The organism is Candidatus Pseudomonas adelgestsugas (genome assembly GCF_004124255.1).
GTDB classification, from domain to species: domain Bacteria; phylum Pseudomonadota; class Gammaproteobacteria; order Pseudomonadales; family Pseudomonadaceae; genus Aquipseudomonas; species Aquipseudomonas adelgestsugas.
The window spans coordinates 1,473,546-1,486,458 of the sequence record NZ_CP026512.1; the positions used below are offsets into that span (position 1 = coordinate 1,473,546).

The window sequence follows — 12,913 nt, forward strand, 5'->3', positions numbered from 1 at the left end:
ATTCATAATCTATAAATCAGCGTAACTATACCACTTAGTAAAGCTCTAGAAGAATAGCTGAATGATCTGGGTAAAGTCGCCTGTTATTTACAATAAGCACTATCAGCAAGGGAAACAAGCTGATGTTCTTTCGCAGTTTATGGTGCATGAATTGATAGCTGAAGATTAGCACCTACCCTGTCATCTGCAAGGCAGGTGTTATCAACCGTTGCACTACAAGAATTATTTGATGATGTCCAGCAGAAGCTCGAGCGCTAAGTTAAGATTTATATGTGCTGTATCAATTTCAAGAGTGGCCTCCACGGGTACTTCATAAGGGCTGCCAACGCCAGAAAAATTTAGCAATTGCCCGGCCCTAGCTTTTTTATATAGTCCCTTTACATCCCGCTTTTCACACACCTCAAGTGTTGTGCTTACATATACCTCGACAAAACGATCATTCCCAATTAACTCTTTTGCCATTTGCCGCTCTCTTCTAAACGGCGAGATAAACGCTGTCAATACGGTAAGTCCAGCATCCATCATTAGCTTAGCTACTTCTGCAATACGTCGAATATTTTCTGCACGATCTATATCAGTAAAACCCAAATCTCTGCTTAAGCCATGACGTAGGTTATCGCCATCCAAAATATATGTACGATAGTTTTTAGCATGCAATTCAAGTTCTAAGGCGTTGGCCAGGGTAGATTTTCCTGATCCTGACAGCCCCGTAAACCAGATGACTTTTCCTTTGTGGCCATTCAGCTTTTCACGGTCCTCCCGCGTAACTGAGAGTATTTGCCTATGTATGTTTTGTACTCGACGCAGGTTATGATTAGTCATAGCCTACCGCGATTGCGGCAGGCTATGATGCCATCAACCAGAATAAAACTTCTAAAGATTTTTGACTGTTGATGGTTATCGCATACTAACGGTTTAGTAGTTATGAGCGCAGAAGCTCTGATATCGTTAAGCAAAAGATTGCGACTAGCGTCACGAGTAAAAGTGTTAATATCACTGTGAAATTTTATGTTGGTACTTGAAGTAAACATCCATCGTATCGCTAGTATAATATTATAACAACTATGCAGCGCTGCATTTTTATTTATCCAGCTCTATACTATTTAGAACTAATCGGTGATCTCTATTGAGCTCTAGCTCAATAAAATATATCTCCCTACGATACGTCGATTTCCTTACTCAGTTTTAGATATAACCTTATCTACACTAGCAGTAGACCGCATTGAACTATTCATGTTAATTATGTCATGAATCGTAGTGACTTAGCTGGAGCGGCCTGCATAAATTTTGTTACTAACGTAGACCCGCCCTGCAGCAATACAGTCATTGCATTCTCGGCACAAAACGTATAATCAATTTACCAATTACACCAAGAAATATTAATCATCTGCATCCAAAAGAAGCAACCTCCAAGGTTTTTAGGCCACATGTCAAGTATATGCCGTTATACCAAGGCGTTGCAGTAAAAGCTTGGTAATGTTGTCATCCTAGGGTGCGCCGAGTAATATACGAACGATTTTCTCGAAATTTAGGCTTTGTGAAAACCGATAAAGATTATCAATAATTTGCCAAATAATACGCTAGTCGAGTCAGACTAAATCTATCTTATATATAGTTCAGATAACCTGTAATATACCTACTATAGATATCAGGTAAATATACCTATGGATTTGCATTAGCCAACCTTGATTAGTGCCAATCAAAATTATTGCAATATCGGTGATCGACGTGCAAGTGACTATATTATGCGTGTGTTGCTCGTAACTAGTAGTGTGTTCGTGACAAAAAATTTACATTTAATAGTAAAAACGGTAGGCAACATCAATGATTATGTCTTGATCAAGTTTTACGTACAGGCTATCTAACGAGTGATGCGAAATAAAGATTTATACTATGAATAGTATATTTTCTTAAGTCGGTTTGCGGTGTTATCAACTAATGGTCAATAGGCTGCAGTGTATCCTACAATAAAAGTCTGACCAACGTCCTGTATCGTAATCCAATTTTCTATCAACCCTTGATAGGTGATAAAGTATATCTGGTCATAATTATTCTGTTGAGCGAAATAAACTTTCTACTACTTAATCACGTATTGACACAAGTGATTAAGGTGCAATCAGATATTTACACTATTTTCTTTGTTTTAATACTAGAGGTACAGTCGACGTCAATCGCTAGGTTTTGTTGATTGGAGTACATAGACCTTAGTAGTTCTAGTATTATATCAGTGGCGTTATGGCATTTGACTCCAACCAGCTAATTAGCAAATCACAAATAAACGCAAGAAAGCGCCAGTTGCGTATTTAATTTTTTTATCTGACAGTCACTTTATACATGAATCATATATGATAAGTGCATTACCGCTATACATGACGCCTAGTTTTAATTTTACTAAATATAGATGGACTAATGAAATTGGTATTTTTAATAGATATATTGCCAAATATAAAGTTTTGCTTAGTTTTGCAATGGGAATACGCAAATACGATTTGATAAAATCCTTATAAGTGCTACAGGAGTTTTGCTTTTTATAACCATGGTCATAGCTCTTATTGATTAGTTTAGCTGTAAAGTGCAATACGTACTTTAGCGCAGCTTTCACTTCATCACTGCGAGTACTATATTTAATACTAGGTTAATTTTATTATTACCTAAAACTTGCTATAATCTTGTAGTTTTAGTCCAGTATACGTGCAGTGCAAAACTATAGTCAAAGAGGTTTATGTTTTATTGATCATTGCGTAATTGATAACTGTCCACAGGCTAGCGTAAAGTAATGCATTGACCATGAAGCTCAGTTGGCTAATTAGAATAATGAGCAGCCAGCTCTACAACACAAGCAACTATTTGTCTGGTTATGGCGTAACTGACTTACTATAGTTGATGTATTGATGAAGCGCTTGAATCTAACAGATCTGCTCAGCAATAGGCCTTATGCACACTAATTCTTAGCAAATAAATAATTTACTATGAAGACTGGATTACATCCGGCGTCAATCTAACCGTTATCTACAATTTTGTAGTAACTCTTAACAATACCCTCCTATGCGGTTAAGTTGTAGATGATTTGTACGCTTTTGACTTAAGCGACTCCAAGTACAAAGTAAAGACTTTACCTGGGCAATATGACGTACGTAATAGGCTTACATCTAATACTAGCGCAAACTAAGCAACGCTAATCATATATTACAGCTAGTGCGTCATACCTATCTTAATAGGATGGTGAGACACCTACTAGTATATCAATATACACTAGTAGGTGCGTGTTTATAAGCATTGCATTAAGTTTATAATAGTGTCTAAAAATTGAGCAATATAGCTAAGGCAGTAGTCAGTAGCGTGCGCCTCTAACATTATCAATATACATAAAAGTATGGTTGTTAGTTATACTAATATAGTTGTATGTATTATTATTTTATGATTGTTGAAAGTTTTTTCAAAATCTAAAGTAATGGCAAACTATATGGTATTTTATAGCTTATTTAGTTAGTTGTGTCTACTTAATTCAGTGTGCATCAAGCACAGCTTATTGTAGTAGTAAATATATTGTATACCTAGTGTCAACTATTTCGAGTGATGCAAAATATTCATAAGCTAAATGCGCATCCACCATATATGAAAAAACACCGAAGCTATTCTTGTTAGAATTGATTATTCTAGCTTTTATAGCATTATGCAATATATTTCTTGATATCTATTACGATACATTGTTTATATTATTTGCAATAAACTACTTACGGCATAAAGAACGCTGCTTAATATCAATCATGATTGAACATTCAATGCCTACGTATAACTGCCTCAATTTTATTGCTGATTTATACTGTCACTATTTTAGTCTACAACATGGTTGTACCAGATACTTGCGAGTTAATTGTCTGAAAAGATTAATCCACTATGAAACAGCTAACTAAATTATTGCCGTGAGCAAATCGAAAAATATTACACCGAGCACTCAGCATAAAAATTTTCATTTTAGTAAAATAGTTAAGTTAGCTGGAAACTTTAATGCGGCCCCATTGCTGTGGGTTAAAAGATTGCCTACCACTACAAAAAACGAGACGACTGCAGTAACCTTATTTGTCATGCCTGACAATACTTACTTTATACAAGTAGCGGTCTTAATGTATTCGTATAATTGAGACGCCCTTTAAGGAATAGCTTGAGTCAGGGATAACCCGACCACGCCAAGCAATATAGTTACTATTACTGAATATTAGTCATTTATGATTACAGCTTTAAAAGCTATCACATCAACATTTTTTAGCAGTGTTGCGGTTGTTTAGATAGCGACCTGCCAAGCTTAGTATTTAACTATTAGGTTTATATGATGTGATCTGAATGACGCATGAAATAATAAAACACTATCAAAAAATAGCTATTTTGCTGTTTACAGAACCAGTCTACAGATGTACTGGCACTTTACTGCGGCCGTACACAGTTAGTTAGTAACTCTCATGGTACACTTCTTTCCTCATAACTGTTTGCGAAAGTTACGCACTTTTTAAACGCTTTTATTCAGGGAATGGCGTGCAACAACACTAACAGGCTTCAGCTAAGCTAGTCATAGATTGATGATAATGAAGATTAGTTTGAATGTAGTCTAACCTTCTTAAAATTAGATGAATAGGCATCTTAACCTATGAAATAGGTTGGAAGTATTGTTTACTATAGCTTTAAAGTTAAAATAAATTACTACTAATATGATAAAAAATTTGATAGGTAGCAACTACAAAAAGCAATCTTTTAAGAATATAGCTACAAGTAAAACTGACGAAATATTCGTACAATACAAAGATATGCGGCATCTTTTGATAAAGATGCATCAAACAAACTCAGGGCTGCCGCAAGAATGAATGGAGTCAAGCATTATCGAGATGAGCACCTAAAGTTTTTTTAGTTAACCAGTTTATATCAATAAACATTCATGTAGCTATGGTTAATAGCTTGTAACGCGCATGAAAATATTTCACTCAATAATTATCTTAATAACTGGCTGTGCTGGCTTTTTTAGTGCAAACTATCTATTGAACTAGTTAATCTAAATAGATGAGTCTATTATTGATCTAGACTAGCCGATGCGTGCCAGTAATTCAGAAAAAATCAGCTCGCTTAATGGTGACAAACTCTATGTATTAATTCGTAATTATATCATAAATACCAAACTATTTTGGTGTTGATTTGCTGAATATAAATCACACGCTACCCTGGAATGCGCTACTAAATTATATGCTTACAGCTTTCTTCGAACAAAAGGTTTTTTTTGACTGATATTGTCGGTATTTTCTATCTTTTGGAAGTAGAATACGCCTAAAGGAAAGTCCTGGATACCAATAATTAACGGTCTTACCAATTTCTGCAGATTTCGAACAACGAAGTCTATAGCCACCAGATAATAATAATATTATATGTATTGAGACTCAAGAGATATTAGACTAACAACATTCACTTGACTAGCATAGCTACAAGCGACCACCTAATATGTGCTTATCGCTGTACCTACAACTTACAAACACTAATGAATAATTACTTAAATTACTGTAGTCCATACAGTTTCACGGAAAAAATGCTTTCATCGATAACTGTGAACACTCTTGCAGGCAAAAAATACGATCGATATATGGCGACAGTCAGCAATTTCGTGTCTAGTAACACGTACAAAACTACCGCAGAACGCTATTCTTTAGTGCACTGGAAACCAGCACATGAAATAATACCTGCAAGTAAGATAAACGACTAAAACAAAAAAACTAAATATGAATATCGTCCACACATTTTATGTCTTGCTCGATGAACTGCATTGTCAAATGAGCAGTAAACCTCACCAAAATCAGAGTGCTTACATGACCGGATTACCATAGCCATGATCACCAGTACGCCATCAGTGCTAACAAGCTAGAGCATTAAGTCGAGGCTAGTTAAATCTGTCGAAACCGCTATCCATAAGACAGTCGAGTGGTATCTGGATAAAAGACTTTGGTTAGCAATATCCAATCCAGTGCTTACCGTGAACGATTTGTCTCTGACTCTATCGTTAAGGCCGTCTACAATTTTTATCGACCAAAATGTAGTTAGCTTAACCAAAGCTAGTGTATCAACGTAATAATCATAGCAGTGTTAACCGCTGTAGCATTAAGTTAATTTTAGCTTATTCACTATTGTATCAACTATGTATTCGCTGGCACTAGCAATATCATGTAATTAGAAATTGACCCAGAAAAACTGGCTAGCATTAATAATGATTATTAAGCCTACTCGAAGCCAGCCAAGCATCACGGCAATTCAAGACTCAACACCAAAAAATGCAGAATGCCTTCTCGCTACGCTTACTGGAATGAGGGGTACAGCGTGGCATGTATGCTTATAGATATTCTAGAGAAATCAACATGCTTAAACGTAAAGGAATTATTTTGGCTGGTGGTTCAGGCACTCGTCTACACCCTACAACCTTAGCAATTTCTAAACAGTTGTTACCAGTCTACAACAAGCCAATGATCTACTATCCACTAACTACGCTAATGCTAGCAGATATTCGCGATATTTTAATAATTTCTACACCACAAGATACTCCGCGCTTTGAACAACTGTTAGGTGACGGCAGCAATTGGGGTCTAAATATTTCATACACCGTACAAAACTCACCAGATGGCTTGGTGCAAGCCTTCCTCATCGGCAAAGACTTTATTGGCAAAGACTTGTCTGTGTTGGTGCTAGGCGACAACATTCATCATGGTCATAATTTTAATAAATTGCTCAAAAAAGCAACGCGCCATCAGGACGGCGCCAGCGTTTTCGCTTATCAAGTGAACGACCCTGAGCGTTATGGTGTTGTCGAGTTCGATGCCCATGGCAGGGCGATCAGCCTTGAAGAAAAGCCCCTCAAACCAAAATCAAACTATGCCATTACCGGTCTGTACTTCTATGATCAGGACGTGATTGAAATCGCTAGGAATATCAAGCCATCGCAGCGTGGCGAACTAGAAATCACCGACCTCAACCGTATCTACATGGAACGTGGCAAGCTATCAGTCGAGATCATAGGCCGCAGCTATGCATGGCTTGATACAGGCACTCATGATTCCTTATTCGAAGCCAGCAGCTTTATCGCTACACTTGAGCGCCGCCAAAACTTTAAAATTGCTTGCCCTGAAGAGATTGCTTTCCGTAAAAATTGGATCGATGCAGAGCAACTAGAGCGTCTAGCTACACCTCTACTTAAGAATAGTTATGGCCAATACCTAAAATGTCTAATGACCGAGAAAATTCATTCAATGAAGCACTCAGAGCTAGCAATATCAGGCGTTGTTTTAATCGAACCAAGAATTTTTAGTGACAAGCGTGGGTTTTTTTTTGAAAGCTTCAATAAAAAACAGTTTGAGAGCGCTATCGGCCGTTCAGTTAAGTTTGTTCAAGATAATCACTCGCACTCTATGCGCAACGTATTACGTGGTCTTCATTATCAAGTCTGCCAGCCTCAAGGAAAGCTAGTTCGTGTAGTATCAGGCGAGATTTTTGATGTAGCTGTCGATATCCGCAAAGGCTCCGCAACTTTCGGCCAATGGGTGGGAGAAGTTTTAAGCGCAGAAAACAAGCGCCAGCTCTGGGTTCCGGAAGGCTTTGCTCATGGATTTGTAGTGCTGAGCGAATCTGCAGAGCTGCTTTATAAGAGCACCAACTATTATGCGCCAGCTTATGAGCATTGCATTGCTTGGGATGATCCAAGCTTAGCAATTAAGTGGCCAATTATTGGCACACCAACTCTCTCAGAAAAAGATACTCAAGGGCAGTTGCTGTCGGCTGCTAAGGTGTTTGGCTAATGCAGCATTTTTCTGCGTCTCCCAGAGAGATAGTGGGGAGCTTATGGCGTAATCGCCAATTAATACTTACCTTAATTAAGCACGAAGTGTTAGGAAACTTTAATGGTTCAATTATAGGCGTGCTCTGGTCTTTCATAACGCCAACCATAATGCTTGCAGTGTACATCTTCGTCTTCAGTGGAATCTTCAAAGCGCGCTGGAATTCAGAAAGCACCTCGATGTCAGAATTTGGCATGGTGTTGTTTGTAGGGTTAATCATATTTAATATTTTTGCTGAATGCCTCAACAAAGGCCCAACACTTATTCTGGCTCACGTGAATTACGTTAAAAAAGTAGTGTTCCCGCTAGAAGTACTGCCATGGGTTTCGTTGGGGGGTGCACTGTTCCGTGCTGTAGTAAGCATTACTGTTTGGTTGACTGCCTACGTGATCCTTTTTGGTCTGCCCCATTTGACCGTGCTACTGCTACCATTTGTCGTGCTGCCATTGCTGCTTTTAATCATGGGACTAACTTGGTTTTTAGCTTCGCTTGGGGTTTATTTGCGAAATATCACACAGTTTGTGGCGCTTGTAACCACAGTAACCATGTTTCTGTCCCCAATCTTTTATCCAGCAAACGCCCTACCTGAGCGTTTCAAGATCCTACTACTGCTGAATCCTCTGACTTCTATTATAGAAGGTGGACGTGATGTGCTGTTCTGGGGTGTGGTGCCAGATTTACAGTTCCTTGCTATTTATTTTGTAGTTTCTCTTTTCATTGTATGGCTAGGTTTTGCTTGGTTCCAAAAAACTCGTAAAGGGTTTGCAGATGTCCTCTAATAACGTTATTACAGTACAAAATCTTAGTAAGTGCTACCAGCTTTACGCTAAACCGTATGACCGCTTGAAGCAGTCAATTTATCCACGTATTCAAGAGTTTTTTGGCATACAAAAAAAACAGTACTTCAATGAGTTTTGGTCGTTGCGAGATGTGTCCTTCGAAATCAAAAAAGGTGAGACAGTTGGTATTATCGGTCGCAATGGTAGCGGCAAGTCTACACTATTGCAGGTTATTTGTGGAACGCTCAGCCAGACTGCAGGCTCAAGCAAGACAAATGGGCGTATCGCAGCTCTGCTAGAGCTCGGCTCAGGGTTTAACCAGGAGCTCACAGGACGCGAAAATATTTACATGAATGGCGCTATTATGGGCTTAAACAGACAGAAAATAGAAGATCGTTTCGATGATATTGCTGCATTTGCCGATATCGGTTTATTCCTAGAACAGCCAGTGAAAACTTACTCTAATGGCATGTTTGTGCGACTTGCTTTTGCCTGCAACATTATGTCTGATCCAGAAATCATGATCATCGACGAGGCGTTGTCTGTTGGCGATATGAATTTTCATGCTAAGTGCATGACAGCGCTTATGCAAATTAAAGAAAGTGGGGCAACCATTCTTTTTGTGAGCCATGATATGGGGACCGTTAAAAGCCTTTGCTCCCGCTGTATATACCTGGATAATGGCAAGATAGTTGCCGTAGGGTCATCAGCTGATGTGGCTGAGCTGTATATACGCTCAATGCACGAAGCAATGAATGCGGAACACCGCAAGCTTTCATGCGCATTAAAACCATTTGCCAAGTCAATTAATTTAATTGAGGCTACAAATAGGCTTCCGATTATAGCAGAAAAGGTTTTCAGAGTTGACCACGAGTTTGAGGCTCGAGTCGCTCAACACCGTTACGGTACAGGTCAAGTAAAAGCGCGCTCTGTCATATTATTAGATATGAATAATGAGTTCATAACTTTTCTTGATTTTAACCAGCAGGTAAAAATTAGAGTACACTTCGAGGCTTACACCGAGAAATTCGTGACACTCAATGTCAGTGTTTTTGATGAGAAAAAAAACAACATCACTGGATGTGGATTCCAGCATGTAAATCAACCTTACCTGCTAACCAGGCCTGGTGGCAGATACCTTGCGGAGTATATATTCAGAATGCCGTTACAAGAGGGATGCTACTCGTTAAGAATCAATATTTCTTCGGTTATTGTTGATAACGAATCTGTAGAGTTCCTTGATTTGATCAATGATGCCGTCATTTTCCATGTTGCTCGTTGGGAAAACGCTAGGGTTTGGTCTCAAGTCCATCAGTTCGCAAAACTGAAGCTTGAGGAGCTACAGTGAGCGAACAAATCAAACAAGCCTTTATCATAGGTACAGGACGCTGTGGTACGACTTGGCTTGGACAAATGTTGAACAGTAACCCGGTACTTTGTGTGCCGCCAGAAATTCAATTACTATTCGAATATTCAGGCAATGGTAACCGGCTGTATGAAGAATACTTGCTTACCAAAGAGCAGGGGCTCGATACAAACCAATTAATTTCAATCATTGAACGTGGTTGCCCGCATAATCTTTATCAGTTTTTTGACTACCCCGCATTCTGCCGTCAACACACTACGCCAAAACGTTCACTGCGCGAGTTCGTTACCGCTTTTTATTCAGCTATTGCTAAAAGCCATGGTAAACTTTGGCTTATTGAGCAAACTCCGTGGTATGGACAGCGCATTGATTTAGCTACAAGCCTGTTTCCAGATGCACAATTTATTCATGTTGTGCGTGATGGGCGTGACGTCGCGTTGTCGTTCTCGCGTACTACATGGTGGCATCAATCTACACGTTTGAACCTTTCCAGGTGGCAGAGAGAAGTCAAGAAAATTGCACTGGACGCACAGTATTTCCTTAAACCTGAGGCTTATTTGGAAGTTAAATATGAAAACCTAGTAGCAGATACTGCGGTAGAACTGAAAAAAATCTGTCAATTCCTTGGTGTTAATTTTGATATAGCGATGCTAGATCCACATGGCTTCATTGATTATAACCAATTTTGTAAGTTTGACCTAGATCAGGTTTCGTCACAGGCCTACTCAGTGTGGTATAAACAAAAAAATCAAACTGTGTTTGCAGATAACGTTGAGGCCTGGCGCAAAAATGATATTGCTTTTGATAGAAGCCTCCCGTCAGAGATCTCTAGCTGGTTGTCTTATTATGGATATCCAATCGAATTTACTGATGAGGCTGAGACGGCAAATCTTCATCTTCGTGAATACAGCCTAAATGCGTTAGAACAAGACAATATAGAAAAGTCCCAGCATATTCAGACGCTAGAACAGTCTGTGGCTGATTACGTTCAACATACTCATATTGGTAACGTTAAATCTAGTTGAGAATAACCGTGCTGCTCATAGCGAATTACTAGACCATTTAAACAGTGCTGTTCACGTCATGAGGCATGATAATACTGAGCACGTAGACAAAAGTTATGCATTAAAGAAAATATTTATAAGGCAGAACAAAGAAGTACAAGCTATAGAGCAAAAACAGATAGCTAAGGAAAACCAGCTTGACGAGGTAGAGCAAAAGATAAACGATTTGAGACAAAAGATTGATGATTGCACTAATTGATTGCTGGGAACTAAGCAATCAATTAGTTGTTTATGCAGAGCAGACCGTAGCACTTGAGTAAGCGCTGCAAGTAAGTGAACAAATTCTCAAGTAAACTAACAAAGTTAATGAAACTCTAAAATATACAGTATAAATTATAGTAAGCGCATGAATATGCTTAAGATAACACCAGCCAAATAGATAAAATAGTAAAAAATTACCAAAATATCTCTACGTGTAGAGAGAGTTTAATTTCACAACAAACTATTTTAGTTGATGTATTGAATTTAATAAGTCAATAGTACACAAAAGAAATCACACATCTAATGCTTAGTGACATTATCAGTGTTAATACAAATTCTCAACTTATTTAGAAAACGTTTAAAAAATCGTAGATAAGTAACTATTAATTCAGGATTTGAAAGTTTATCTTAATGAATTTAAGTATTCGTGGTATGGAGTCCTAAGAAAGCATCTTAGTAAATGAGATATCATTAATGTTTACTTGAGAGCCTCATGAATATTACAGTTACCAAACCATTTATGCCGCCATATGCCGACTATCAACGCTACCTAGCTGGCATATGGTCTCGCGAGTGGTTAACTAATAATGGCCCTTTGTTAAATGAGCTAGAAATTAAGCTCAAGGAGTGTCTCTCTGTTAAAAATCTACTATTTTTGAGCAACGGCACTGCTGCGCTGCAAATTGCAATCCGCGCGCTTGAGCTTCATGGCGAAATCATCACTACGCCATTCAGTTATGTCGCAACCACTTCCAGTATCGTCTGGGAGCATTGCACGCCTGTCATGGTCGATATCTGCCCGGACACGCTGAACATTGATGCTAACTTGATCGAACAAGCTATCACCGAAAAGACTACTGCTATCCTTGCGACGCATGTCTTCGGTAACCCATGCGACGTAGAAGCGATTGCTGTTATTACTAAAAAGTATAACTTAAAAATGATTTATGATGCGGCGCACGCTTTTGGCACTCAGCACAAAGGTAAGTCTTTGCTTGCTTACGGTGACGTATCGACGTGCAGTTTTCACTCTACAAAGCTTTTTCATACTGTGGAAGGTGGTGCGGTAATTAGCCCACATGCAAATATCTCTAAACGTATGGCAATGATGAGAAACTTTGGTCATTCCTCGGCTAACGATTTCGGCGACGTCGGTATCAACGGTAAAAACTCAGAGTTCCATGCTGCGATGGGTTTATGCAATATTAAGCATATGCCAGAAATCCTGAAAGTACGCCGGCGGCTGTGCGAACGTTATGTGCAAAACCTTAAAGGACTGCCAGTTAGCTTACAGAAAATTTTACCAAAGACAGAATATAATTACGCGTATTTTCCGGTAATGTTTGAAAGCGAGGCAACACTTTTGAAGTTAGTGGAGATTTTTAATTTAAACAGCATCTACCCGCGTCGTTATTTCTACCCATCATTAACTAAACTTCCGTATATCCATGGGCAAAACGCCAGTGTTGCAGAAGATATTTCTCGCAGAATTTTATGCTTACCACTTTATCACACCCTTTCTTTGGAAGAGGTAGATATGATATGCCGACTAGTTAAATACAATTAGTCTTGGCTAGCGGTTTTTTTGTAAATATAAATATTGAAAATAACTGTACATAATAGTACATATGTATACGTGGGCAACGA

General features: G+C 38.6%; 6 protein-coding genes and 1 pseudogene. 6 read left to right on the forward strand and 1 reads right to left on the reverse strand.

The window, feature by feature from the left end; genetic code table 11:
• Positions 1 to 222: 222 nt before the first annotated feature.
• A complete protein-coding gene (cysC, locus tag C3B55_RS03700) occupies positions 223 to 822 on the reverse strand; it encodes an adenylyl-sulfate kinase (protein ID WP_129211573.1) in 600 nt (199 codons plus the stop codon).
• Between the two features lie 5,564 nt (positions 823 to 6,386).
• On the opposite strand from cysC, the pseudogene rfbA reads away from it, so the two are divergent.
• The 6 genes and pseudogenes from rfbA to C3B55_RS03730 all read left to right on the forward strand — a co-directional run.
• Positions 6,387 to 7,268: pseudogene (gene rfbA, locus C3B55_RS04700) on the forward strand (glucose-1-phosphate thymidylyltransferase RfbA); the annotation flags it as partial.
• A gap of 3 nt (positions 7,269 to 7,271) precedes the next feature.
• A complete protein-coding gene (gene rfbC / locus C3B55_RS04705; RefSeq protein WP_129211923.1) occupies positions 7,272 to 7,817 on the forward strand; it encodes a dTDP-4-dehydrorhamnose 3,5-epimerase in 546 nt (181 codons plus the stop codon).
• Complete coding sequence (locus C3B55_RS03715) at positions 7,817 to 8,635, forward strand: ABC transporter permease (protein ID WP_129211575.1); 819 nt, start codon at positions 7,817 to 7,819, stop codon at positions 8,633 to 8,635. Before rfbC ends, C3B55_RS03715 begins: the two co-directional genes overlap by 1 nt.
• Positions 8,625 to 9,983: an ABC transporter ATP-binding protein gene (locus C3B55_RS03720; protein WP_129211576.1), complete on the forward strand. Its 1,359-nt coding sequence runs from the start codon at positions 8,625 to 8,627 to the stop codon at positions 9,981 to 9,983. Before C3B55_RS03715 ends, C3B55_RS03720 begins: the two co-directional genes overlap by 11 nt.
• A complete protein-coding gene (locus C3B55_RS03725) occupies positions 9,980 to 11,026 on the forward strand; it encodes a sulfotransferase family protein (RefSeq protein WP_129211578.1) in 1,047 nt (348 codons plus the stop codon). The genes C3B55_RS03720 and C3B55_RS03725 overlap by 4 nt, the downstream gene beginning before the upstream one ends.
• A 733-nt stretch (positions 11,027 to 11,759) precedes the next feature.
• A complete protein-coding gene (locus tag C3B55_RS03730; protein ID WP_129211580.1) occupies positions 11,760 to 12,833 on the forward strand; it encodes a DegT/DnrJ/EryC1/StrS family aminotransferase in 1,074 nt (357 codons plus the stop codon).
• Positions 12,834 to 12,913 lie beyond the last annotated feature (80 nt).

What these genes read in the sequence shown, in the direction of transcription:
- C3B55_RS03715 (WP_129211575.1), top strand. Translation starts at nt 7,817, where the DNA reads ATGCAGCATTTTTCTGCGTCTCCCAGAGAGATAGTGGGGAGCTTATGG.
- C3B55_RS03730 (WP_129211580.1), top strand. Translation starts at nt 11,760, where the DNA reads ATGAATATTACAGTTACCAAACCATTTATGCCGCCATATGCCGACTAT.
- rfbC (WP_129211923.1), top strand. Translation starts at nt 7,272, where the DNA reads ATGAAGCACTCAGAGCTAGCAATATCAGGCGTTGTTTTAATCGAACCA.
- C3B55_RS03720 (WP_129211576.1), top strand. Translation starts at nt 8,625, where the DNA reads ATGTCCTCTAATAACGTTATTACAGTACAAAATCTTAGTAAGTGCTAC.
- cysC (WP_129211573.1), bottom strand. Translation starts at nt 822, where the DNA reads ATGACTAATCATAACCTGCGTCGAGTACAAAACATACATAGGCAAATA.